22 protein-coding genes are annotated in these 24,220 nt (G+C 70.8%); 10 read left to right on the top strand and 12 right to left on the bottom strand.

Going from position 1 to position 24,220, the window contains the following annotated elements; translation table 11 throughout:
* The first annotated feature begins 59 nt into the window (after positions 1 to 59).
* From tsaB to ADK66_RS28140, 4 genes are read left to right on the top strand one after another with little or no spacing between them, the layout of a single operon-like run.
* Positions 60 to 737: a tRNA (adenosine(37)-N6)-threonylcarbamoyltransferase complex dimerization subunit type 1 TsaB gene (gene tsaB / locus ADK66_RS28155; RefSeq protein WP_053660651.1), complete on the top strand. Its 678-nt coding sequence runs from the start codon at positions 60 to 62 to the stop codon at positions 735 to 737.
* Positions 734 to 1,219 carry a ribosomal protein S18-alanine N-acetyltransferase gene (gene rimI / locus ADK66_RS28150; protein ID WP_082377706.1) on the top strand — a complete coding sequence of 162 codons (486 nt, stop codon included), beginning with the start codon at positions 734 to 736 and terminating at the stop codon, positions 1,217 to 1,219. The genes tsaB and rimI overlap by 4 nt, the downstream gene beginning before the upstream one ends.
* Entirely contained in the window at positions 1,212 to 2,258 is a 1,047-nt protein-coding gene (gene tsaD, locus ADK66_RS28145; protein ID WP_053660578.1) for a tRNA (adenosine(37)-N6)-threonylcarbamoyltransferase complex transferase subunit TsaD, read from the top strand. Before rimI ends, tsaD begins: the two co-directional genes overlap by 8 nt.
* 14 nt (positions 2,259 to 2,272) lie before the next feature.
* Positions 2,273 to 2,527: a hypothetical protein gene (locus ADK66_RS28140; RefSeq protein ID WP_053660576.1), complete on the top strand. Its 255-nt coding sequence runs from the start codon at positions 2,273 to 2,275 to the stop codon at positions 2,525 to 2,527.
* Between the two features lie 19 nt (positions 2,528 to 2,546).
* On the opposite strand, the gene ADK66_RS28135 is transcribed toward ADK66_RS28140, so the two are convergent.
* The 8 genes from ADK66_RS28135 to ADK66_RS28100 form a co-directional block, all read right to left on the bottom strand.
* A complete protein-coding gene (locus tag ADK66_RS28135; RefSeq protein WP_053660574.1) occupies positions 2,547 to 3,287 on the bottom strand; it encodes a DUF4142 domain-containing protein in 741 nt (246 codons plus the stop codon).
* A gap of 126 nt (positions 3,288 to 3,413) precedes the next feature.
* The gene (locus tag ADK66_RS28130) at positions 3,414 to 3,722 is read right to left on the bottom strand and encodes a DUF1707 domain-containing protein (protein ID WP_053660572.1); all 309 of its coding nucleotides are present in this window, start codon (positions 3,720 to 3,722) and stop codon (positions 3,414 to 3,416) included.
* A 19-nt stretch (positions 3,723 to 3,741) separates the two neighbouring features.
* Positions 3,742 to 4,923 (bottom strand): ROK family protein, encoded by a 1,182-nt coding sequence (locus ADK66_RS28125; protein ID WP_053660570.1) that lies wholly within the window; start codon positions 4,921 to 4,923, stop codon positions 3,742 to 3,744.
* Between the two features lie 24 nt (positions 4,924 to 4,947).
* A complete protein-coding gene (locus ADK66_RS28120; protein WP_053660568.1) occupies positions 4,948 to 6,210 on the bottom strand; it encodes a sugar ABC transporter permease in 1,263 nt (420 codons plus the stop codon).
* Positions 6,207 to 7,031, bottom strand: coding sequence for an ATP-binding cassette domain-containing protein (locus tag ADK66_RS28115; RefSeq protein WP_053660566.1), 825 nt, complete (start codon positions 7,029 to 7,031; stop codon positions 6,207 to 6,209). Before ADK66_RS28115 ends, ADK66_RS28120 begins: the two co-directional genes overlap by 4 nt.
* Positions 7,032 to 7,141: 110 nt before the next feature.
* Entirely contained in the window at positions 7,142 to 8,236 is a 1,095-nt protein-coding gene (locus tag ADK66_RS28110) for a sugar ABC transporter substrate-binding protein (protein WP_053660564.1), read from the bottom strand.
* 178 nt (positions 8,237 to 8,414) lie between these two features.
* The gene (gene ybaK / locus ADK66_RS28105) at positions 8,415 to 8,894 is read right to left on the bottom strand and encodes a Cys-tRNA(Pro) deacylase (RefSeq protein WP_053660562.1); all 480 of its coding nucleotides are present in this window, start codon (positions 8,892 to 8,894) and stop codon (positions 8,415 to 8,417) included.
* A 10-nt stretch (positions 8,895 to 8,904) separates the two neighbouring features.
* On the bottom strand, positions 8,905 to 10,101 hold the full coding sequence (locus ADK66_RS28100) for a methyltransferase domain-containing protein (protein WP_053660561.1): 1,197 nt from the start codon (positions 10,099 to 10,101) through the stop codon (positions 8,905 to 8,907).
* A 301-nt stretch (positions 10,102 to 10,402) separates the two neighbouring features.
* Here ADK66_RS28100 and groES point away from each other — a divergent pair, with 301 nt between their 5' ends.
* From groES to ADK66_RS28085, 3 genes are all read left to right on the top strand, one after another.
* A complete protein-coding gene (gene groES, locus ADK66_RS28095; protein WP_030330046.1) occupies positions 10,403 to 10,717 on the top strand; it encodes a co-chaperone GroES in 315 nt (104 codons plus the stop codon).
* Between the two features lie 70 nt (positions 10,718 to 10,787).
* The gene (gene groL / locus ADK66_RS28090; RefSeq protein ID WP_053660559.1) at positions 10,788 to 12,428 is read left to right on the top strand and encodes a chaperonin GroEL; all 1,641 of its coding nucleotides are present in this window, start codon (positions 10,788 to 10,790) and stop codon (positions 12,426 to 12,428) included.
* A 124-nt stretch (positions 12,429 to 12,552) separates the two neighbouring features.
* Complete coding sequence (locus ADK66_RS28085) at positions 12,553 to 14,166, top strand: molybdopterin-dependent oxidoreductase (protein ID WP_053660558.1); 1,614 nt, start codon at positions 12,553 to 12,555, stop codon at positions 14,164 to 14,166.
* Positions 14,167 to 14,302: 136 nt separating this feature from the next.
* Here the strand turns inward: ADK66_RS28085 and ADK66_RS28080 are convergent, their stop codons facing one another.
* Positions 14,303 to 14,686, bottom strand: a complete 384-nt coding sequence (locus tag ADK66_RS28080; protein ID WP_053660647.1) for a WhiB family transcriptional regulator — start codon at positions 14,684 to 14,686, stop codon at positions 14,303 to 14,305.
* A 255-nt stretch (positions 14,687 to 14,941) separates the two neighbouring features.
* On the opposite strand from ADK66_RS28080, the gene ADK66_RS28075 reads away from it, so the two are divergent.
* A complete protein-coding gene (locus ADK66_RS28075; protein WP_053660645.1) occupies positions 14,942 to 15,760 on the top strand; it encodes a response regulator transcription factor in 819 nt (272 codons plus the stop codon).
* 203 nt (positions 15,761 to 15,963) lie between these two features.
* Here the strand turns inward: ADK66_RS28075 and ADK66_RS28070 are convergent, their stop codons facing one another.
* Entirely contained in the window at positions 15,964 to 16,380 is a 417-nt protein-coding gene (locus tag ADK66_RS28070) for a DUF5319 domain-containing protein (RefSeq protein ID WP_053660643.1), read from the bottom strand.
* A 186-nt stretch (positions 16,381 to 16,566) separates the two neighbouring features.
* Between ADK66_RS28070 and guaB the strand changes: the two genes are divergently transcribed.
* Together guaB and ADK66_RS28060 are read left to right on the top strand one after the other, a co-directional pair.
* A complete protein-coding gene (guaB, locus tag ADK66_RS28065; protein ID WP_053660556.1) occupies positions 16,567 to 18,129 on the top strand; it encodes an IMP dehydrogenase in 1,563 nt (520 codons plus the stop codon).
* Positions 18,130 to 18,159: 30 nt separating this feature from the next.
* On the top strand, positions 18,160 to 19,278 hold the full coding sequence (locus ADK66_RS28060) for a GuaB3 family IMP dehydrogenase-related protein (protein ID WP_053660554.1): 1,119 nt from the start codon (positions 18,160 to 18,162) through the stop codon (positions 19,276 to 19,278).
* A gap of 69 nt (positions 19,279 to 19,347) precedes the next feature.
* Here the strand turns inward: ADK66_RS28060 and ADK66_RS28055 are convergent, their stop codons facing one another.
* On the bottom strand, positions 19,348 to 22,662 hold the full coding sequence (locus tag ADK66_RS28055) for a ThuA domain-containing protein (protein WP_053660552.1): 3,315 nt from the start codon (positions 22,660 to 22,662) through the stop codon (positions 19,348 to 19,350).
* A gap of 217 nt (positions 22,663 to 22,879) precedes the next feature.
* A complete protein-coding gene (locus ADK66_RS28050; RefSeq protein ID WP_231640221.1) occupies positions 22,880 to 24,007 on the bottom strand; it encodes a sugar phosphate isomerase/epimerase in 1,128 nt (375 codons plus the stop codon).
* Between the last annotated feature and the right edge of the window lie 213 nt (positions 24,008 to 24,220).

Here is a 24,220-nt window from a genome sequence, read left to right as displayed (position 1 = left end):
GGGGGGGGGGGTGGGGGCGTGACCGGGCGGTGGCGGTGGGGCGGCTAGGCTGGCTTACCGTGCTCGTACTCGTGGTGGACAGCTCAACCCCCGCGGTGACCGCAGCGCTGGTGGAGGTCTCGGCTGCCGGCGTGACGTCCCGTGCGCACCGGTGCACGGTCGACGCCCGCGCGCACGGTGAACTGCTCGCGCCCCAGATCGAGGCGGTCCTTGCCGACGTCGGCGCGCGTCCGGGTGACCTGGCCGCCATCGTCGCGGGGCTCGGTCCGGGGCCGTTCACGGGGCTGCGGGTCGGGCTGGTCACCGCCGCCACGATGGGTCAGGTGCTCGACATCCCCACGTACGGCGTCTGCTCCCTCGACGGGATCGGCCACCCGGCCGCCGTCGGTGAGCCGGTGCTGGCGGCCAGCGACGCCCGTCGGCGGGAACTGTACTGGGCCGTCTACGACGGCGCCGGCCAGCGGATCGTCGGTCCAGAGGTGTCCACGCCGGCGGTGGCCGCCGCACGCGCCCGGGAGCTGGGGGCGACTGTCGCGGTGGGCGACGGGGCACACCGGTACGCCGAGGTCCTGGAGATGCCGGTCCGGGTCGAGCCCCGCTACCCGGATGCCACAGTGCTGGCGCTGCTCGCCGGCGAGCGGATCCGGGCCGGCGCGCCCGGTGAACGACTCACCCCGCTCTACCTGCGCCGACCGGACGCGGTGGCGGCGACCGCCCGCAAACCGGTCCTCCCGTGAGCACGACCGTCCGGCTGGAACCGTTCCGTTGGTGGCACGTCAACGACGTGCTGCCGATCGAGGCGGACCTCTTCGGTGCCGAACAATGGTCGCCGGCGATGTTCTGGAACGAACTGGCCAACGGGCATTACTACCGTGTCGCGGTCGACGCCGACGGCACCATTCTCGGCTACGCCGGGCTCGCCGGAGCCCCGCCGGACGAGGTGTGGGTGCAGAACATCGCAGTCCGCCGGGACGCCCAGCGACGCGGCGTGGGACGTGCCCTGCTGGAGGACCTGCTCGCCGAGGCAGCCCGGCGCGGTGCCCGCAACACCCTGCTTGAGGTCGCCGCGGACAACGTCGCCGCGCAGCGGCTCTACGCGATGTACGGCTTCGAGCCGATCGGGGTGCGGCGCGGCTACTACCAACCGAGCAACACCGACGCGCTGGTCATGCAACGCGTCGCCGAGCCGACCGGGAACGGACCACACGACAATGGCTGACGAACCGCTGATCCTGGGCATCGAAACCTCCTGCGACGAGACCGGTGTCGGCATCGTGCGGGGGCACACCCTGCTTGCCGACGCGCTCGCGTCGAGCGTCGAGGAGCACGCCCGCTTCGGTGGCGTGGTACCCGAGGTGGCCAGCCGCGCCCACCTGGAAGCCATCGTGCCGACCATGCAGCGGGCCCTGACCGAAGCCGGCGTCACCCTGGCCGACATCGACGCCATCGCGGTCACCTCCGGGCCCGGTCTCGCCGGTGCCCTGCTGGTCGGCGTCGCCGCCGCCAAGGGGTACGCGTTGGCCGCCGAGAAGCCGGTGTACGGCGTGAACCACCTCGCCGCACACGTCGCGGTGGACACGTTGGAGCACGGGCCGCTGCCGGAACCCGCCATCGCGTTGCTCGTCTCCGGCGGGCACTCGTCCCTGCTGCTCGTCGACGACCTGGCCCGGGGCGTGACCCCGCTCGGCGCGACAATCGACGACGCGGCCGGTGAGGCGTTCGACAAGGTTGCCCGGCTGCTCGGGTTGCCGTTCCCGGGTGGCCCGCCCATCGACCGGGAGGCACGGGCCGGTGACGCCGCCTCGATCGCCTTCCCGCGCGGCCTCACCGCAGCCAAGGACCTTGCCGCCCACCGGTACGACTTCTCGTTCTCCGGGCTCAAGACCGCCGTCGCCCGCTGGGTCGAGGCGCGGCAGCGCGCTGGTGAGCCGGTGCCGGTGGCCGACGTGGCCGCGTCCTTCCAGGAAGCGGTGTGCGACGTGCTGACCAGCAAGGCGCTCGCCGCCTGCCGGGCGAACGGCATCGACACGCTGGTGATCGGCGGGGGAGTGGCGGCGAACTCCCGACTGCGGGCGCTTGCCGAGCAGCGGGCCGAGAAGTACGGCATCCGGGTCCGGGTGCCCCGGCCGAAACTGTGCACCGACAACGGGGCGATGGTGGCGGCGCTCGGTTCGCACCTGGTCGCCGCCGGGGTCGCGCCGAGCCGGCTGGACCTGCCGGCCGACTCGGCGCTGCCGCTGACAACGGTCAGCGTGTGACGGGGGCACCGGAGATGATCGTGCGGATGTGGGAGGCGCGGGCCGAGGCGTACGGTGTCGCGGACCTGATCACGTGGGTGTGCGACACCGCCCTGCCCGAGTTGGAGCACGACCCGTTGCACGTGTCCAGTGAGGTCTTCTCCTCCACCGACCACCGGGTGGTGGTGATCTCCAAGTGGCGCAGCAACCCGCGCCCGCTGCCCGATCCGCCCGCCCTGCTGGTGGCCCGCGCCCCGCACTCCTGGGATTTCACCCAGGTCGACCGCTGAACGGGGCCACCAACGACTGTCAGTTGCGGCGCAACATGCGGTAGGTGGCGATCCCGCCGGTGCCCAGTGCGGCGAGGAAGACCAGCCAGACGACAGTGCTGCTGACACCGACCTGTGGGCCGGTGTTGGCTGCGGCTGCGGCCAGCAGCCCGTCTGAGCCCGGAGCGGGCAGGGCGGCCGGCGGCAGTTCCGGCCAACGGACCAGGCCGGTGCTCTCCAACATCTGCATGTGGTGCATGACGAAGCCGTTGGCGTCGTCGCAGAGCTTGCGGACCGTCGCGTCACGGGTGCTGGCCCGCACCGCACCGATCACCGGGAAGATCTTGCCGTGGGCCACCCGGAGCCGGGTGACGAAGATCTGGTCGAACCGGGCGCCGGATGCCTTCTGCATCTCGGCCAGCCAGCCCTTCTGCTCGGCGGTCGGTTCGCTGGGGATGGTCGCGCCGAGCTTGTTTGCGGCATCCACGACGAGCTGGTCGAGCTTCTGGTGCTCGTTGGCGATGCCCGCACCGATCTCCCGGACCTTTGCCGACTGCCCCTTCTCGGCGGCCATCTGGCCGGCGGGCATCTCCCACAGCCCGGCCAGCCGCACCCCGTTGAGCAACGTCATGTCTGCGGCGTTGAGCTGTTGCCCACCGGCGGGAGCGGCGACGGCCACGCCGGGCAGCACACCGATCCCCGCGACGATCGCGATGAGCAGCAGCGCCGCCCGGTGGGTCCGGTTGCCCGGCTGGCGACGGGCGGATCTGAGCGGTGCCATGTCTGGGGTGCCTCCTCGGTCCGGACCGAAACGCGCGTCTGGACAGGGCAGCCGTTGCCTACCGGCTGCCCGTCCGCCCACTGGTACGGACTTTCCGCTCGATCAGTTCATCGGCGCGGGCGCGGATCAGCGGGTGATGGCGAGGAAACCACCGAGCAGCAGCAGGGTCACAGCGGCGACGGCGAAGAGCACCAGCAGCTCCCGGCGGCCGTGCCCCAGGTGCTCGGCGCCGGCCGGGGTGCTGGCGCCGGCGCCAGGCAGGGCTGGCAGGTCACGGGTCAGCACGGCGAGGTCACCGAGGGTACGGGCCGTCCATACAGCACCTACCCGTTCGGAGAACTCGTCGAGCGTCAGCCGGCCCGCTGTGGTGTGCCGGTGCAGCTCGGCGACCACCCGATGGCGGTCGTCGTCGGAGGCGCGCAGCTCGACATCCACGCCGGACAGGGTACGCGCGTCAGCCCACGTCGAGGGGGTCCGCGAGGAGCCGCTCGAAGGCCAGCTCGGCGGCACCGATCAGGGGTGCGTCCTCGCCCAGTTGGGGGGTGCGCAGCCGGACGTGCTCCAGGCACGCGCCAAGCGCGTTGGAGTTGAGGCGGCTGCGGATCTGGGCTGCCGAGGCGAGGTAGAGGTCGCGCATGGTGCCGCCGAATATGAGCATCTCGGGGTTGAAGACGTTCACCAGGTTGGCGATTCCGAAGCCGAGCCAGTCGCCGGCCTGGCGTACCGCCGTCTGGGCTCGTGCGTCACCCCGGTCGGCGGCGTCGAAGACGGCCAGCAGCGCCTCGCGGCCCCGGGCGTCGGAGCGCCCGGCGGCCCGCAGCAGGCCGTGCTCGCCGATCTCGGTTTCCCAGCAGCCCCGGGCCCCGCACTCGCAGGGCAGGCCGTCGCGGACCACCTTCATGTGGCCGACCTCGCCGCCGTATCCGCCGTGCCCGGTGAGCCTTCGTCCACCGGCGATGATGCCGGCGCCGACCCCGACATCGCCGTACAGGTAGATGACGTTGTCGCAGCCGGCCGCGACGCCCCGGGTGTGCTCGGCGAACGCCGCCACGTCGGCCACGTTGCCCACGGTGATCGGTACGTCGATGCCGAGTTCGGCGCCGAGCGCCGCGCCGATCGGCTCGTCCACCCAGCCGGTGGTGGGACCGAGCCGGACCAGGCCGTCGTCGCGGCGGACCATGCCGCAGACGGCCACGCCCGCGCCGACGCAGATCGCGTCGGCGGGCACCGTCTGCTGCATCTCCTTGACCGCGCCGGCCAGCAGCGGCGCGGCCTCGGCGGCCAACAGGCCGCGCGGTCGGTCCAGGTCGCGGCGGTCCAGCACCGCGCCGCCGAGCCCGACGCGGGCGGCGCGCAGCCGGTCAACCTCGACGGAGTACGCGTACGCGTACACCCGGTTGGATTCGGGCCGGACGACCAGTGACGGACGTCCGGCCCGGCCGGTCTCCTTCGGTGTGCCCTCGCTGACCAGACCCACTGCGGTCAGGTCGGCGGTGAGGGCCCCGATGGTGCTGCGGTTCAGCCTCAGGGTGGTGGTCAGTTCGGCCCGTGTGGTCGCCCCGTGGACGTGTACGTGTCGCAGCAGAGCCCCCAGGTTCTGCCGCCGGACCTCGTCCTGGCTTGGTGCCGGGCGCATGTGGTGTCACCTCCCCCCGCGTGATCAGCGGGTGCCGGTGGCGGCTGCCCGGCGGCGGGAGAAGGCGTCGACGCTGGCGGCGAGCATGAGTACGACGCCGGTGACCACGTACTTGACTCCCGCGCTGTAACCCATGAGGCCCATTCCGTTGTCGATGACCGCGACCACCGCTCCACCGAGGACGGCGTCGAAGACCCGGCCCTTGCCGCCGAAGAGGCTGGTGCCGCCGATCACCGCCGCGCCGACGGCGTAGAGCAGTACGTTACTGCCCCCGGTGTTGGGGTCGACCGAGTTGGCTCGGCTGGCCGCCACGATGCCGCCGACGGCAGCCATCGAGGAGCAGATGACGAATACCGAGATCCGGATGCGGTCCACCTCGATGCCGGCGCGTCGGGCAGCTTCCCTGTTGCCGCCCACAGCGTAGATGTGGCGCCCGTAGCTGGTGCGCTGGAGCACGAAGGTCCAGATGATGAGCAGAACGGCGATGACCGGTACGACGATCGGCACGCCCTTGAGGGAGCTGATGAGGACGTTGCGGCTGCGCTCCAGGTTGAGGATGTAGACCGCCGCGCCGAGGATGACGGCGAGGCCGCCGATCCGGACGGCCACCACTGCCAGCGGGTCGGTGATGAGGCCGCGGGCCACCCGGTTGCGGTGGCGCAGCAGTTGCACAGCGGCGTAGCCGGCGACGGCGAGGATGGCCAGGACCCAGCCCAGGGCGGGGCTGAGGTTGCGGTTGGCGATGGCGACAAGCACGTCGTCGCGTACGGAGATGTTCGTGCCCTCCTTCATGAGCATCAGCACGATGCCCTGGAAGGCGAGGAACCCGGCGAGGGTGACCACGAAGGACGGAATGCCGATCTTCGCGACGAGCAGGCCGAGAGTGGTGCCGATGACGACGCCGGTGGCGACGGCGGCGAGCACGGCGACCCACCAGGGGTAGCCGAGAACTGTGACCACGTTGGCGAGTACGGCTGCGCAGACGCCGCTGGCGAAGCCTGCGGAGAGGTCGATCTCGCCGAGCAGCAGGACGAAGACGAGCCCCATCGCGATGAGCGTGACCGCCGCACCCTGTGTGAAGAGGTTGGCGAAGTTGCCGGCGGACAGGAACGACGACGGCTGCATGATCGCGAAGACGGTGCAGAGCACGAGAAGGCCGAGAACGGCAGGGAGCGCGCCGACGTCGCCGCCGCGTACCCGGCTCACGTAGGTGCGGACGTGGCCCTCGATTGTCGGCGGCGGTGTGACGGCGGCGGGGCCGTCCTTCCGCACGGCGGTGGTGGTCATCGGTCGCCTCCTGAGGTCGAGTCGGCCAGCTGGTTGCCGTTGCCGTTGCCGCCCGTACCCGGGTCGGTGGCGAGGCCGAGCCCGCCCGAGCGCCCTGCGGTGATCAGCTCGACCACCTGGGAATGGGTGATGTCGGTGGTCTTCACCTGGGCGACCATCTGGCCGAGGTACAGCGCGGCGATGCGGTCGGAGACGGCGAAGACGTCGTTCATGTTGTGCGAGATGAGCACCACGGCGAGGCCGTTGTCGGCGAGCCTGCGGACCAGTTCGAGCACCTGTGCGGTCTGCGCGACGCCGAGGGCGGCGGTGGGCTCGTCCAGGATTACCAGTCTGCTGTTCCACAGCACCGCCTTGGCGATGGCCACGGTCTGGCGCTGGCCGCCGGAGAGGCTGGAGACGTGCTGGCGCAGCGAGGTGACGGTGCGCACGGACAGCCCGGCGAGTGTCTCGGCGGCGAGCTGTTCCATCGTGGGCTCGTCCAGGACGATGCCGCGGCGCTTCTCCCGGCCGAGGAACATGTTCTGCACGATGTCGAGGTTGTCGCAGAGGGCGAGGTCCTGGTAGACGACCTCGATGCCGAGGTCGGCGGCGTCCCGCGGGCTGCTGATGCTCACCTGTTCGCCGTTGAACAGGAACTCGCCGGCGTCGGTGGGGTAGATGCCGCTGATGCACTTGACCAGGGTCGACTTGCCGGCGCCGTTGTCGCCGACGAGGGCCGTCACCTCGCCCGGGTGGGCGGTGAAGGCGACATCGCGGAGCACCTGGACGGGACCGAAGCTCTTGTCGATCCCGCGTAGTTCCAGCAGGGGGGTCGCGGACACGGGGGTCTCCTTAGGAGGGTCGGGGCCTGGCCGGCGGGCGCCGCCCGGCACGGGAGGGTGGCTCCCGTGCCGGGCGGCGGGTGTCGTCCCGGCGGGTACTGCGTCGTCGGTCAGCTGATGCCGGCGTCGGCGCAGAGCTTGGCGTACGTCCCGGCGCAGACCTCTTCCTTTGTCACGTAGCCGTCGGCGATGACGTCCTTGACGTTCTCCTTGTAGATGGCCTTCGGGGTGAGCAGCACCGAGGGGACGTCGCGGCCGCCTTCGGGGTCCTTCACCGTCTGGCCGGTGTCCTTCTTCTCGCCCTTGGCCAGCGCGATGGCCAGGTCGGAGGCAGCGTTGGCCTCTTCCCGGACCGCCTTGTAGACGGTCATGCACTGGTCGCCGGCGAGGATGTTCTGCAGGCCCTCGGTGCTGGCGTCCTGCCCGGTGACCGGGACCTTGCCGTTGAGCTTGTTCTTCTTGAGCACCGAGATGGCCGCGTTGCCGAGGCCGTCGTTGGCGGCCAGCACACCGTCGATCTTGCCGTTGGCCTTGGTGAGCTGCTGCTCGAAGATCGTCGTGGCCTGTGCGTTGTCCCAGGCCGGTACGGCGTCCTCGGGGCCCTTGACGTACTCCTTGGCGTCGAACTTCGGCTTGAGCACCGAGTCGTAGCCGTTCTTGAACAGGGTGGCGTTGTTGTCGGTGGGGGAGCCGTTCAGGTACGACACGACGGGGTTCTTGGCGCCCTGCGCGGTCAGGCACTTCGCCAGGCCCTCGCCCTGGAGCTTGCCGACGGTCTCGTTGTCGAAGCTGACGTAGTACTGGGCCGAGCCGCCCAGGGTGAGCCGGTCGTAGTCGATGGTCGCGACGCCCTGCGACTTGGCCTTGTCGAGGACGGCCTTGCCGGTGCCGGAGTCCAGGTTGACGATCATCAGAACGGTGACGCCGCCGGTGATCATCTGGTCGGCGATGGTCTGGAAGGCGGTCTTGTCGTTCTGGGCGTTCTGGATGTCGTACTGGACGCCGGCGGCCTCGAACGCTTCCTTGAGGAACTTGCGGTCCGCGGTCTCCCAGCGGACGGACGACTTGCTGTCCGGGAGGATCACGCCGATCTTGGGAGTCTTGGCGGAGCTGGCCTGGCCGCCGGAGTCGTCGTCGCCACAGGCGGTCAAGCCGCCGGTCGCGAGCAGGCCCACGGCGGCGATGGTGAGGATCCCCTTACGCATGTGCAGGGTCCTTTCGGAAGGTGGAGGAGGTGTAGTTTGTTGTGCCCGGCAACGTATTGCGCTGCGCGCCGAGTCCACAAGACCGCGTAGGTGCAGAGTTTGTTGATAGCGATAACAATTCAGCAACGTGGTTGTTACTCATCGCTCATCCGCCAGACGTCGACCGTCATGAAAGCCCTCAGTGGGCTTGCAACGCCGCGGTGCGGGCCTCGGTCAGGGCCACCAGATCAGCCGCCGCCAGCTCCAGTTGCAGACCGCGCCGGCCAGCGGAGACGTAGATCGTCGGCAGGTCCAGTGCGGACTCGTCAAGCACCGTGGGCAGCCGCCGACGCTGCCCGAGCGGGCTGATACCGCCCCGTACGTAGCCCGTGGCCCGCTCGGCGACCGACCGGTCGGCGAGCGTCGCCCGCTTGCCTCCGGCAGCGGCGGCGAGAGCCTTGAGGTCCAGTTCTCCGGTGACCGGAACGACTGCCACCGTGAGCGCACCGTCGACCTCGGTCACCAACGACTTGAACACCCGCTCCGGTGCCACACCGAGCGCCGCCGCCACCAGCGCGCCATAGTTCGGCGCGTCCGGAGACACCTGGTACGGATGGATGCGATGCGCGACGCCATGCTTGACCAGCAGTGCCGTCGCCGGAGTGCCCTGTCCCGCCACGCCTGAGAACCTAGTCGACAGGCCGGCAGACAAGCACCGTCGGCGACCCGGCCACCCGGGTCAGCACCAGGCTCGCCGCCTGGTCGCCGGCCAGCCGCAGATCCTTGCGGAGCTGTTCCGGGGTGAGCGCCGAACCCCGCTTGAGGATCTCCACCCGCCCCACCCTGCGGTCCCGCAGCAGCGCCCGCAGGCGCTTGAGCGAGAACGGCAGCACGTCGGTGACCTCCAGGCAGCGCGCGTACGGGGTGCGGGTCGGCTGGTCGCCGTAGAGGTAGGCGATGCTCGGGTCGCCGAGGGTGGCGTCCAGCTCACCGGCCAGCTCGGCGATGAGGTGCGCGCGTACCACCGCCGCGTCCGGGTCGTACAGGTAGCGGCGTGGTGGCCCGACCGGGGCCTCGACGGCACCCGAGCCGGTCAGCTCGTGGCGGCGGAACCCGGCGCCCTCCTGGCGGTGGACGGTGGCGCGGCGGGGCTCCCGGGCCAGTTCGCCGCACCAGAGCGCCGCCTCGACGAGGTCGCCGTCCACGCTCACCCACTCCGCCTCCGCGCCGGGCGGGATGAGCGCGTGATCCAACCCCGGCGCCACCTTCACCACAGTGCGGGGCACCCGTTCGGCAAGCCCGGTCACGAAGTCCCACGGTGGTGAGTAGGCACGCGGGTCGAAGATCCGACGGCCGGTGCCGGCCCGACGCCGGGCCGGGTCGCAGAAGACGCCGTCGACCCGGGAGACGTCGAACGCTGTGGCGTCGCCGCACTCGACAGTGAAGCGCTCGGCCAGCCCCGCCGCTGCGGCGTTGGCGGCTGCCATCTCGGCGGTCACCGGGTCGGCCTCCACCCCGTACACCCGGATGCCGGCGCGGGCGGCGGCGAGCGCGTCGGCGCCGAGGCCGCAACCCAGGTCGGCCAGCGTGCGGACGCCGGCCGCGTGCAGCCGTTCGGCGCGGCGGTCCGCGACGACCCGGCGGGTGGCCTGCTCCAGGCCGGCGCGGGTGAGGAACATCCCGGCGGCGGCCGGGCCGAACTTGCCGACCGCCCGGTGGCGCAGCTCCGCCTGGGTGAGCGCCGCCGCCGCGAGCGTGGGTGGCACCCCGGCCGATCGAAGGGCCGACGCCGCCGCCAGCGGGTCGCCGCCGGCCAGCCCGGCCGCCGCCGCGAGTGCGGCCGACCCCTCGGGGGTACGCAGCGCAGCCAGCTGATCGAGATTCACCCGAGCATTGTCCCGACCAGCGGCAGTGGCGGCCGGTCCGGGTTGATGACCGACGCCGGCGCGCCGAGATTGTGGCGACACGACAGGCCGTGCGTTGGCACTCTCCTTGACGGAGTGCCAGCCACGGAATAACCTGCGATTAGCACTCTCACCCCGAGGGTGCCAGCTTCCGGGTCTCGCGACCCGGGTGCGCAACGCCAGGCGGACCGGCACCCGCGACGACGGCCCCGCCCGGTGGCATGTGGCAATTGACGCTGGCCGGCCCCGCCGGCCGGTAACGAAACCAGTACCCCAGGAGGGTATGCCCGTGACTACCGCGACCAAGGTTGCGATCAAGCCGCTCGAGGACCGCATCGTGGTCCAGGCGAACGAGGCTGAGACCACCACGGCGTCGGGCATCGTGATCCCCGACACCGCCAAGGAGAAGCCGCAGGAGGGCACCGTCCTCGCTGTGGGCCCGGGGCGCGTCGACGACAACGGCAACCGGGTTCCGGTTGACGTGCAGGTCGGCGACACCGTCCTCTACTCGAAGTACGGCGGCACCGAGGTCAAGTACGCCGGCGAAGAGTACCTGGTGCTCTCCGCCCGCGACGTCCTCGCGGTCATCGAGAAGTAAGCAACCGATCAGTGTCGTTGCCCCGGTCCGGCTCGCCGGGCCGGGGCAACGTCGCTTCGAAGGGACATTTATGGCGAAGATCCTGAGCTTCTCGGACGACGCCCGACACCTGCTGGAGCACGGTGTCAACGCCCTCGCTGACGCGGTCAAGGTCACCCTCGGCCCGCGCGGGCGCAACGTCGTCCTGGACAAGAAATTCGGTGCGCCGACGATCACCAACGATGGTGTGACCATCGCCAAGGAGATCGAGCTCACCAACCCCTACGAGAACCTCGGCGCGCAGCTGGTCAAGGAGGTGGCGACCAAGACCAACGACGTCGCCGGCGACGGGACCACCACCGCGACCGTGCTGGCGCAGGCGATGGTCCGTGAGGGCCTGCGCAACGTGACCGCCGGCACCAACCCGGCTGGCCTCAAGCGGGGCGTCGACGCGGCAGCCACCAAGATCTCCGAGGCGCTGCTCGGTCGGGCCGTCGAGGTCGCCGACCAGAAGGCGATCGCGAACGTTGCCACGATCTCCGCGCAGGACTCCACGATCGGCGAGCTGATCGCCGAGGCGATGGAGCGGGTCGGCCGCGACGGCGTCATCACCGTCGAAGAGGGCTCGATGCTCACCACCGAGCTGGAGGTGACCGAGGGTCTCCAGTTCGACAAGGGCTTCATCTCGCCCAACTTCGTCACCGACCTGGAGGGCCAGGAGTCCGTCCTCGAGGACGCCTACATCCTGGTCACCACGCAGAAGATCTCCGCGATCGAGGAGCTGCTGCCGCTGCTGGAGAAGGTCCTCCAGAACAGCAAGCCGCTGCTGATCATCGCCGAGGACGTGGAGGGCCAGGCGCTCTCCACCCTCGTGGTCAACTCGCTGCGCAAGACCCTCAAGGTCTGCGCGGTGAAGGCCCCGGGCTTCGGTGACCGGCGCAAGGCGCTGCTCCAGGACATCGCCATCTCCACCGGCGCCGAACTGGTCGCCCCGGAGCTGGGCTACAAGATCGACCAGGTTGGCCTTGAGGTGCTGGGCACCGCTCGGCGCGTCGTGGTCGACAAGGAGAACACCACGATCGTCGACGGCGGCGGCCAGAAGGCCGACGTCGAGGACCGGGTGTCCCAGATCCGCAAGGAGATCGAGGCCTCCGACTCCGACTGGGACCGGGAGAAGCTGGCCGAGCGGCTCGCGAAGCTCTCCGGCGGTATCGCCGTGATCAAGGTTGGCGCGGCGACCGAGGTCGAGATGAAGGAGCGCAAGCACCGCATCGAGGACGCCATCGCGGCGACCAAGGCCGCGGTCGAGGAGGGCACCGTGCCCGGCGGCGGCGCCGCCCTGGTGCAGATCCTTCCGGTGCTCGACGACGACCTGGGCTTCACCGGTGACGAGAAGGTCGGCGTCTCGATCGTGCGCAAGGCGCTCGTCGAGCCGCTGCGCTGGATCGCGCAGAACGCCGGCCACGACGGCTACGTCGTGACCCAGAAGGTCGCCGAGATGCAGTGGGGCTACGGCCTCGACGCCGCCACCGGCGAGTACGGCGACCTGGTCAAGGCCGGCATCATCGACCCGGTGAAGGTGACCCGCAACGCGGTCACCAACGCCGCCTCGATCGCCGGCCTGCTGCTCACCACGGAGAGCCTCGTGGTGGAGAAGCCGGAGCAGGCCGAGCCGGCCGGCGCCGGTGGGCACGGCCACGGCCACGGTCACCAGCACGGCCCGGGCTTCTGACCCGCTAGCACCACCCTTTCCGGGGCACACCGTCCACGACGGTGTGCCCCGGCTTGTTCCCGAAACCGCCATCGAGCGCCGTCACGGTTGGCAGCCCGGCGAGCCGACCGCGCACACTGGGTCGATGAGCACCACGTCGCGGCGGTACGCCGCGCTGGCCGGAGTCACCGCCGCCACCGTCGCCATCGGAGTCGCCGAACCGGTGGCCGTACTGACCGGACCCCGGTCGGCGCCGCTGGTAGCGGTCGGCGGGGTGGTCGTCGACGCCGTTCCCGAGCCGCTGAAGCAATTCGCCATCGACGTCTTCGGCACCGCCGACAAGATCGCCCTGCTGGTCGGCACGGCCCTGCTGCTGGGCGGGTTCGCGGCGCTCATCGGAGTGCTCGCGGCGCGTCGACTGGCGATCGGGCTGGCCGGTATCGCCGCGCTGGGCGCCGTCGGGGTGGCCGCCGCGCTGACCCGTCCCGGCGCTGACCTCGCCGACGCCCTGCCGTCGCTCGTCGGCGGTGGGCTGGGCGCGCTGGTGCTCTGGCTGTTCATCGCCGGCCCGTTCGAGATGGACCCCTGGCCCTGGTCGCCACCAACCCCACCCGCGCCGCCCCCGGCCGCCTCGCCGCCTCCGGGTGGGCCTTCGAACCTGGCCGGGTCGGAGCGGCCGGAGGCGGTCGACCCGGAGTCGCGACGGCGGTTCCTCACCGGCACCGGGGTGCTGCTCGGCACGGCCGCGGTGGCCGGTCTGGGCGGGCGCTGGCTGGCCGGGCGGCGCGGGGTGTCGGCCGCCCGGGACGCGATTCGCCTGCCCGCGCCTGCCGTACCCGCGGCGGCGGTGCCGGCGGGCGCGGACCTGTCGCTGGCGCAGCTCGCGCCGTACGTCACCCCGAACTTCGGCTTCTACCGCATCGACACCGCGCTCGTGGTGCCGCAGGTGGACCCGGACACGTGGCGGCTGCGCATCCACGGGCGGGTCGGCACCGAACGCACCTACACGTACGCCGACCTGCTGGCCCGGCCGCTGGTCGAGCGCTACGTGACGCTTGCCTGCGTCTCCAACGAGGTGGGCGGCGACCTGATCGGCAACGCCCGCTGGCTGGGCGTACCCCTTCGGGAGCTGCTCGACGAGGTCGACCCGGACGACGACGCCGACCAGGTCGTCGGTCGGTCGGTCGACGGCTGGACCTGCGGCACCCCCACGGCGGCTCTGCGCGACGGGCGCGACGCGCTGCTGGCCATCGGCATGAACGGTGAACCCTTGCCGGTCGACCACGGTTTCCCCGCCCGGATGGTGGTGCCGGGCCTCTACGGCTACGTGTCGGCGTGCAAGTGGGTGACCGAGTTGGAGCTGACCCGGTTCGCGGACTTCGACGCGTACTGGGTGCCGCGCGGCTGGTCCGTCGAGGGGCCGATCAAGACCCAGTCGCGGATCGACGCGCCCCGCAGGCGCAACCGGCTGACCGCCGGGCCGGTGACCGTCGCCGGGGTGGCCTGGGCGCAGCATCGGGGCATCCGACGGGTCGAGGTGCGCGTCGACGACGGCGAGTGGCAGGAGGCGGAGTTGGCGCCCACGGTGTCGGTGGACACCTGGGTGCAGTGGTCCTGGCGCTGGGACGCCACGCCGGGCGAGCACCGACTCCAGGTCCGGGCCACCGACGCGACAGGCGAGACCCAGACCGAGCGTACGCAGGGTGTCGTCCCGGACGGCGCCACCGGCTGGCACACGGTCCCCGTCCTGGTCCGCTGAGCACCCGCTCACGCAGATCTTGGACAGTTACCGTTCGCGCGGAACGGTAACTGTCCAAGATCTGTGCGCGACAACGCGCGAACCGCGCCCTCCGATGCGGGGGCGCGGTTCGCGCGTTGTCTTGAGAGTGTCGGTGTCAGGCGACGTTGCGCTGGGCCGGGAAAGCAGACTTGTGCGTGCTGCCAAGTCGGGCCTCCAGCCGTGCGACGTCGACCCGGGCGTGCCGGCGGTCCGCGACGTCCTCCCAGCCGAGGGCGAGCAGCCGCAGCCGCTCCGACTCGCTGAAGCCACCCCACACGCCGTACGGCTCACGGACCGACAGCGCGTGCGCCGCGCACTCGGCGCGGACGGGGCATGCCCGGCAGACCGCCTTTGCGGACGACTCCCGACGCAGCCGGGATGAGCCCCGCTCGCCGTCGGGGTGGAAGAACTGGGCGCTGTCGCGGCCTCGGCAGGCACCGAGCCGCTGCCAGTCCCAGAGGTCGACGATGGGTCCGGGCAGTCTACGTACGTTCGACATCAGCACCCCTCCTCCCGCGCGGCACCGCGAGATCCTTGTGGCCGGCTTCCGGGCGGCGGGCCGCGCAGGCGCACCGTTCCCGGCCTGGCCCCTCCGGTACCCCAGCTGTTGCCGACTCACACACCTGTGATCGAAAACGCTCGACAACTTAGGGCTTTTGCCCTAGTTGTCGGAAAAGTTCAGATGATTGCCCGGAACCCCCTCCGGGGCCGACCTCGTCATGGTCTGCTCGTGTGCGGAGAGGAGACCACCACAGTGCGTACTGTTCTTGTGTGCGTTCGGACACCACTCGCGGCCCAGCACCTGACATCCGCTGCCGCGCGGCTGGGGTTGTCCGCGATCGTCCGTACCGCCGTCTCCGATCCCGAGGTGATGCTCCGGCTCGCCGAACGGCCGGTCGACGTGGTGCTCGCCGACACGGCCCTCACCCGACCGGACAGCGCGGGCTTCGTTCGCCGGGTGCTCGCCCGCGCGCCGCAGGCCGCTGTCCTGCTGCTCGGCACCGAGGAACCCGAGGCCGCGGCGGCCACCATCAGCGCCGGCGCCCGGGGCCTGATCCAGAACGTCGACCATGACCTGACAAGTGCGGTGGCCAAGGCCCTGTTGCTGCTCACCGCGCCCGGCCGGGCCTCCCGGCAGCGGGTCACCGACCCGGCCCGGGACACCGCGTCGGTTGGCGGATCGGGCCGCTCGGCGCCGTCCCTGCGCGGCTCCGCCGAGCCGGGCTGGACCGCCGCGACGGGCGAGGGCTCTGCGGGCATGCCGTCCGTGCCCGTGCAGCGGGGCGAGGACGAGGTCGACCCGGCCACCGACGAGCAGGCGACCGGTCAGAACGACGCCGCCCGGCCGGCCCCGAACACCCGCCCCACCCGGGCGTCGATCGGGCTCACCGAGCGGGAGTTGCAGGTCCTGCTCGGCATGGCCGAGGGCAAGAGCAACGCGGAGATCGGCAGGGAGCTGTTCGTGTCCGAGGACACGGTCAAGACCCACGCCCGGCGGCTGTTCCGCAAGCTCGGCGCCCGGGACCGGGCACACGCGGTGGCCGCAGGCTTCCGAGCCGGCCTCGTCGCCTGACGGCGCGATCAGGCCGGCCTGGTCGCCCTGACGGCGGAAACAAGCCGACCTCGTCGCTGACGGCGGAAACAAGCCGACCTCGTCGCCTGACGGCGGAAACAAGCCGACCTCGTCGCCTGACGGCGGAAACAAGCCGACCTCGTCGCCTGACGGCGGGAGCAGGCTCGCCCCGTCGCCTGAACGGCACGATCAGTCCGCGGCAGTCAGTCGTTCGTGGGGGTGCCTGGCTCGTCCTCGGTGCCCTCGGTCAGGGTGTCGTGCACCCCGTCGGCGTACCCACGGGCGTAGTCCCAGGTCACGTAGTGGTCCGGGTCGGGGTCGTAGGCCGGCTCGTGCACGCGCGGACGCCCCGAGTTGAGCAGGTGCCGCAGGTTGCCCCGCAGCAGGTCCCAGTCGAAGTAGTGCGGCTCCCGGCAGTCCTCGCACTCGATCACCAGCCCGCGCACCCCGATCGGTGCCAGCAGAGCCTGGTAGATCTCCAGGTCGGCGAGGTCTTCGAGCACGTCCTGCCGCTCGACGTCGGTCAGCGGATCCGGCGTCGCGTCGTCGCCCGGATCGTCAAGCCCCGCAGTCGGGTCGGCCGGGTCGCCGTTGAACGGGTCGATGGGCTCGTCGTGCACCCCCTCACCGTAGACCCAACGCGGGGTGAACGTCCGCCCCCCGGCACCGCGCCGGGAGTGCCGCCGCCGCCGGAGGTCGCCCAGCTCACTGGGTACGATGGGACGACCGGCCGGCACCGCGGCGTGTCCCAGTGTCCGCCCGCGCCACCTCGCTGAAGCCCATCCGAGCAGCTCAGGGGAGCAATCGTGGAAAATTCGCCCAGCACCGATCTTCCGGCCGGCGCCGAACACGCCGACCTGGGCGGCCACCTGCCCGAGTTGCCGGCAGGCTCGGCGCGGGTGGTTCCGCTCGGGCTCACCTTCGACGACGTGTTGTTGCAGCCGGGCGAGTCGGACGTGGTGCCCAGTCGGGTCAACACCCGTACGAAGCTCACCCGCAACATCGAGTTGACCATTCCGCTGCTGTCCAGCGCCATGGACACCGTCACCGAGGCGCGGATGGCGATCGCCATGGCCCGTCAGGGTGGCATCGGCGTGCTGCACCGCAATCTCTCCGTTGACGACCAGGCGCTCCAGGTCGACCTGGTCAAGCGCTCCGAGTCCGGCATGATCACCAACCCGGTGACGGCCAGCCCGGACGACACGCTGCGCGAGGTCGACGAGCTGTGCGGTCGGTACCGGATCTCCGGCGTGCCGGTGGTGGACGGTGACGGCCAGTTGGTAGGCATCGTCACCAACCGCGACATGCGTTTCGTGTCCGAGCCGAGCACCCCGGTTCACGAGATCATGACCCGTACCCCGCTGATCACCGCCCGGGTCGGGGTGAGCAAGGACGACGCGTTGGCGCTGCTGCGCCAGCACAAGGTCGAGAAGCTGCCGATCGTGGACGAGGCGGGTCGGCTGCGCGGGCTGATCACCGTGAAGGACTTCACCAAGAGCGAGCAGTACCCGGAGAGCACCAAGGACGCCGCCGGACGGCTCCGGGTGGCCGCCGCGATCGGTGTCGGCGAGGACTCCTACAAGCGGGCGCGCACACTTGTCGACGCGGGCGTCGACGTGCTGATCGTGGACACGGCGCACGGGCACCAGCGGGCCGTGCTGGACATGGTCCGTCGGCTCAAGAAGGACGTGAGCGTCGACGTCGTGGGCGGCAACGTGGCGACCTACGCCGGTGCGAAGGCGCTTGTCGACGCCGGCGCCGACGGGGTCAAGGTGGGTGTCGGTCCGGGTGCGATCTGCACCACCCGGATCGTCGCCGGGGTGGGCGTGCCGCAGATCACCGCGATCATGGAGGCGGCCCGCGCCGCCCGTCCGGCCGGTGTGCCGGTGATCGGCGACGGCGGCATCCAGTATTCGGGTGACATCGCCAAGGCCATTGTGGCCGGCGCCGACACGGTGATGCTCGGCAGCCTGCTGGCCGGCTGCGAGGAGAGCCCCGGCGAGCTGATCTTCGTCAACGGCAAGCAGTTCAAGACGTACCGGGGGATGGGCTCGCTCGGCGCGATGCAGTCCCGTGGTCAGGCCAAGTCGTACTCGAAGGACCGCTACTTCCAGCAGGACGTGCTCAGCGACGACAAGCTGGTGCCCGAGGGCGTCGAGGGCCAGGTGCCCTACCGGGGGCCGCTGTCGCGGGTGGCCCACCAGCTCGTCGGTGGGCTGCGACTGGCGATGGGGTACGCCGGTGCGGAGAACATCCCCGACCTGCACCACCGGGGCCAGCTCATCCGGATCACCGCGGCAGGGCTCAAGGAGAGCCACCCGCACGACATCCAGATGACCGTCGAGGCGCCCAACTACCACACCCGCTGACCCACCACCCCCAACCACCTGGAGTCCCCCATGCGTGACGTGGTCGAGATCGGGCTGGGCAAGACCGCGCAGCGCGGCTACCACCTGGACGACATCGCCATCGTGCCGAGCCGCCGGACCAGGGACGTCGACGACGTCTCCACCGCCTGGCAGCTCGACGCGTACCCGTTCGGTATTCCCTGCGTCGGGCATCCGTCCGACGCCACGATGAGCCCGTCGTCGGCGGTGCGGCTGGGTCAGCTCGGCGGTCTCGGCGTGCTCAACGTCGAAGGGCTGTGGACCCGCTACGAGAACCCGACGAAGGTGCTTGAGGAGTTGGCAGGCCTCGACGAGGACGCCCGCGCCACCAAGCGGCTCCAGGAGGTGTACGCCGAGCCGATCCGCCCGGACCTGATCGCCGAGCGGGTCCGTGAGCTGCGGGCCGGCGGCGGCACTGTGGCGGTGCGGGTGTCCCCGCAGCACACCTTGGCGCTGGCACCGGTGATTCTGGACGCCGGGGTGGACATCCTGGTCATCCAGGGCACCATCGTCTCGGCCGAGCACGTGTCGACGACCGACGAGCCGCTGAACCTCAAGGAGTTCATCGCCGACCTCGACCTGCCGGTGATCGTCGGCGGTTGCACCGACTACAAGACGGCGCTGCACCTGATGCGTACCGGCGCGGCCGGTGTGATCGTGGGCATCGGCGGCGACGAGTGGTCGACCACCGAGTCGGTGCTGGGCATCCGGGTGCCGATGGCCACCGCGATCGCCGACGCCGCGGCGGCCCGCCGGGACTACCTCGACGAGACCGGCGGCCGGTACGTGCACCTGATCGCCGACGGCGACATCCAGACCTCCGGCGACATCGCCAAGGCGCTCGGCTGCGGTGCCGACGCGGTGATGCTCGGCGAGCCGCTGTCGCTCTGCGAGGAGGCGCCCGCCGGTGGCGCCTGGTGGCACTCGGCGGCGAGCCACCCGTCGCTGCCCCGCGGCGCGTTCGAGGTCTCCGGCGACCCGCTCGGGTCGATGGAGCAGTTGCTGTTCGGCCCGGCCGACGAGGCCGACGGCCAGCTCAACCTGTTCGGCGGCCTGCGCCGGGCGATGGCCAAGTGCGGCTACCGCGACCTCAAGGAGTTCCAGAAGGTGGGCCTGGTCCTCGACCGCTGACCTACCTCCTGCACGCCGGAAGGCCGGCCCCGCCACGTTGCGGGGCCGGCCCCCGTCGTTCCCGGGGCGTCAGCCCACTGTGAACTCGACCCAGTTCAGGTTGCCCAGGCCGCTGGTCGGCCCGCCCGGTACGGCGGTGTAGACCAGGTAGAGCCGGTGCGCCCCGGCCGGCTGGTTCACCGGCACCGAGGTGCTGGTGAAGGCCGCGTTGCCGGTGGTCGCGTTCAGCGTCGCCGTGGCGACGAGCGGGCCGGTCGGCGAGTCGAGCCGCAGCTCCACCGCCGCGCGGGGAGTGCCCGCGGTAGCGGCCGAGCCTCCGGAGTGCCGCAGCGTCACGCTGGACACCCCACCCAGGTTGATCGGGTCGAAGGCGATGTGGTCGCCCGGGTCGATCGAGCTGACGTGCTCACCGCCGCCGGTGTCACCGGTGTTGGCGACCGTGACGCCCTCCTTCACCTGGGCGTTCTCGGCCTGCTGGCGAGGCGTCTGGATGATCGCCTGGCCGACGGTGGTGAGCGGGGCCTGCCCGCCGCCGCCGAGGTCGGTGTACGAGGCGCTGATCCCGCCGTACAGGTAGCCACCGGCGTGGTCACCGCCGTCGGCCGGGGTGGCCAGGATGCCCGTGCAGCCGGTGGTGGAGCTGTCCGGGTGCCCGTGGCTGTCGTGGCCGAGGACGAACGTCACTGTCACCCGCGAGCAGTCCACCGGCCCGTCCTCCGGGTCGGTCACCGTGATGGTGAACGGCACCGCGTCACCCCAGTTGAAGAAGCTTCCGGACACCGGGGAGGTGACTGTCACGGTGGGCGCGGTGTTGCCGACCACGATCTCCCTGGTGAGTACGGCGGTCCTGCCGCTGGAGTCGGTAACCGTCAGCTTGGCGCTGTAGGTGCCGTTCGCCGTGTAGGTGAACGACGGGTTCGGGTCGGCCGAGTCGACGGTGCCGTCGTTCGTGAAGTCCCAGGCGTACGAGATGGACTCGCCCGGGTCCGGGTCGTAACTGCCGGCCGAGGAGAACTGCACGGTCAGCGGTGTCGTCCCGGAGGTGGGTGTGGCGTCGAGCTTCGCCACCGGTGACCGCTGGCCCTTGACGTACCGGATCACCGACAGTTGCGCGTCCGGGTTGGCCCGGAAGAAGCCGTCGCCGTACTCCAGCAGGTAGAGCGAGCCGTCCGGCCCGAACTCCATGTCCATCGGGTTGTCGAAGACGAAGCCCGGCAGGAACTGCTCCACGCCGGTCAGCTTGCCCTTGCCGTCGGTACGCATCATGAAGATCTTGTCGCGGGTGAACTCACCGAAGACCACAGCGTTCTGGTAGTACTCGGGGAACTTCACCTCGGAGGTCGACTTCGGGTCGTACGAGTAGATCGGGCCGCCCATCGGGCCGACGCCGCCGGTGCCGATCACCGGCCACGCGAAGTCGCAGGCGACCGGCGGGTTCTCCAGGTACGCCCCGGCGCACGGGGTACGGGCGTCGAACGTGTACCAGAACTGCGGCTGCTCGACCTTCGGCAGCACCCGCAGGCCGGTGTTGCGCGGCGAGTCGTTGACCGGGGCGCCGCAGTTGAACGGTGCGCCGGAGGTCCGGGTGACGAAGTCGTAGTCGACGTACGGCAGGCTCGGCGAATAGCAGTACGGCCAGCCGTAGTTGCCGGCCTTCTTGGTGGCGAACCAGCGGCCGGTGCCGTCCGGTCCCCGGGTGGCGCTGGGCACGCGGGAGTCCGGCGAGTAGTCACCGACGTAGACGGTGCCGTCGGCGCCCACGTCGTACCGGAACGGGTTGCGCAGCCCCATAAGGAAGATCTCCGGCCGGGTCTTGCCGGCCTGGTCCTTGGCCTCGTCGAACAGGTTGCCCTTCGGGATGGAGTACGTGCCGTCCGGTCGTACCTTGATCCGCAGCAGCTTGCCGCGCAGGTCGTTGGTGTTGCCCGACGAGCGCTGCGCGTCGTACCCGGGGCCCTGGGTCGGCGACTCGTTGATCGGGGTGTACCCGTCGGAGCCGCCCGCGTTGGTGTCGTCGCCGGTGACGAGGTAGAGCAGTCCCTTGGCGTCGAACTTGATCTCGCCGGCCACGTGGCAGCAGATGCCGCGGTCGGCGTCGACCCGGAGGATCTGCTGCTCGGTGCTCATGTCCAGGTGCGGGGTGGGGGTCTCGACGAGCTTGACCCGGGAGAGCTGGTTGTAGCCCTTGAACTTGTCCCACACTGTCGGGTCGTTCGAGGTGGCGGGCGCGTCGCCCTCGTTGACGCCCGGGGTGCTCGGGTCGTCGACAGGGGTGTTGAGCTTCGGCGCGTAGTAGATGTAGACCCACTTGTTCTTCGCGAAGTCCGGATCGATCGCCACCGACTGGAGGCCGTCCTCGTCGTGCTGGTACACGTCGACGGTGGTGATCACCGGGCTGGCGCCGGTGGCGGGGTCGTAGAGCCGTACCTCGCCGCCACGGGTGTTGTGCAGCACCCGGCCGTCGGGGAGCACTGCCAGCGACATCGGCTCGCCCGGCTCGCCGTTGAGTGTGACCTTCTCGTAGTTGCCGAGCACTGTCGCGCCGCAGTCGCCCTCGATGACGCCAGCGGACCACTGGATGCCGCCGAGCAGGTGCTCACGGAACTTCGCCGAGCGGTACGTCTCGATGCTGTGCCCGAGGCCGGTGTAGAAGGAGCGCCCGCCCTGGTAGTCCTTGCACCAGGTGATCGGGTGGTCGTACCCCATCGTGCCACCGGTGTAGGTCTTCTCGTCCACAGTGGCCAGGACGTGCGAGGTGCCCCGGACGTTGCGGTCGAAGTTGTACCACTCCTCGGTGAGGGTGAGCGTGCGGGGAAGCGTCTCCGACGCCGGGTGGGCGCGGTCGGCGACGTCGACCACGCCACGGGTGACCGTCGAGGCGCTTGCCACCTTCGCGCCGACCAGGTCCTGGTAGAAGGTCCAGTCCGGCTCGGTCTCCGCCGCGGCGTGTACGCCGACGTAGCCGCCGCCGGCCTTCACGTACGCCTCGAAGGCCGCCTCCTGGCTGGCGTTGAGGACGTCGCCGGTGGTGTTGAGGAAGACCACGGCCCGGTACTTCGCCAGCTCGGTGGGGGTGAACACCGCGGCGTCCCGGGTGACAGTGACAGTGAACTTGTTGGCCTTGGCCAGTTTCCGGATCGTGTCGACGCCGTCGTTGATGGACGCACGGCGCTCACCGGCGGTCTTCGTGAACACCAGGACCTGGTAGCTCTTCGGGGCGCGCTGGGGGGAGCGGAGGGCGGCGGGGCCGTTCTCCACGACGGCTGCCCCGGTCGGGGTTGGGTCGGCTGGTGCCGCAGTGGCGGGTGCGGCGGAGATGAGGGAGACGGTCAGGATGAGCCCAGCGGCGACGGCGAACCATCGTCGTCCGGTCGGTCGGATCATCGTTCCTCCGGTGTTCGGCGGGCGCGCGGCATCCCCGGCCCGGTGGGGCCGGCCGCGCGACTGCGGTGGGGGGATGGACCGTGCGCGTCCCGTCGCCGTACGGGAGCGCGAAGGTGATCGGGGACGGCTGTTGTCCGCGCCCGTCACCGCCGCCGGCTCGACGGCCGGCGGAGTGTGGGCACGGCCGGCGTCGAGCGGACGCCGGCCGTGCGGGGTGTTACTTCTTGAGGTAGATCGTCAGGTCGGACATGTTGCGGTAGCTGAGCGCCGCGAGGTCGAGCGACTGTCCCCGGTTGGCGGTGCCGCCGGGGGCGGTGTCCATCTCCCAGTTGGCGTGGTGGAAGTCCCGCTCGCCGATGGTCTGGAAGAACTGCTGGAAGTTGATGTCGCCCTCGCCGAGGGGTGCCATCTGGTGACCGTTGGGCACGCTGGTGTCGCGGTCGCCGTCCTTGGCGTGGAACAGCGGGAACCGGGTGGTCCGGTCGGCCACGTTGAGGATCGGGTCGAACAGGTCGGTCACCTCACGGCCGGCCGGGTCGACGTACTTCTGGTGCTTGTAGCGGGCCACGTAGCCCCAGTAGATGTCGAACTCGAAGAAGACGTACTTCGGGTCGGTCTTGCCGAAGAAGTACTCCAGCCGCCGGACGCCCGACGAGCGGGTGGGCCGGCCCTGCGCGTCCAGCGGGCCGGAGTCGAGCAGGAAGCTGTACGCGACGTCGTGGTTGTGGGTGTAGAGCCGCATGCCCCGGGCGCGGGCCTGCCGGCCCAGCTCGTTCCAGAGGTCGGCTGCGGCGTCCCAGTCGGCCTTGTAGGCGCTGTTCGTGGGGTCGCTGCCGGTGCCGATGTTCTTCATGCCGAGTTCCTCGGCGATGTCCAGCTGCTGCTGGAAGGTGGCCGCCTGGATCGAGGCGTGGGTGCCGTTGGCGACCAGGCCGTTGTCGTCGAGGATCTTGCGGATCTCGCGCGGGGTGATCTGCCGGCCGAGGATCGAGGTGTGCTGGGTGTAGCCGGCGAACTCGATCTCCTTGTAGCCGATCTCGGCGAGTCGGGCGAGGACGCGCTCGAAGCCGTACGGCACTCCGCTGTCGTCGGGCGCTGCGGTGATCCGGTCCCGGACGCTGTAGAGGATGATCCCGCGGTTCTTCTCCGGGATCAGCGGTTCGACCCGCAGCTTGCTCTTGCCCTTGTCCTTGCCCTTGTCCTTGGGGTGGGCGAGGGCTGGGGAGCCGGTGGCGAGGACCGGCAGGCCGGCCGCGCCGAGTGCGGCGGCGACGCCTGCGGAGGCGGCGAGCAGGGACCGGCGGTTGATCCGGTTGGTCGGTGTGGCGTCGGTGTGGTCTGGCATGGTCCCACCTTTCGCGACGGCGTATGCCGTCGATAACGATCAGCAAGGGTGCGACGAGGGTCCGTCGCAGGGCGCCGCCGAGCGCCTTGTCCGCGTCTCCGGCGGGGCCGGAAGCCTGCGGTGTCGTGACATCGAAGGGACAACTGCACGCCGCCGCCACGGCGTGTCGGTGTGGGACGCGAAGTCCCGCTCCTGGACGCGATCGACTGGGAT

It is taken from the genome of Micromonospora sp. NRRL B-16802 (genome assembly GCF_001279555.1).
GTDB lineage: Bacteria > Actinomycetota > Actinomycetes > Mycobacteriales > Micromonosporaceae > Micromonospora > Micromonospora profundi.
The sequence above is the reverse complement of the archived record's forward strand: the minus strand, read 5'-3'. Positions and strand labels throughout refer to the sequence as shown.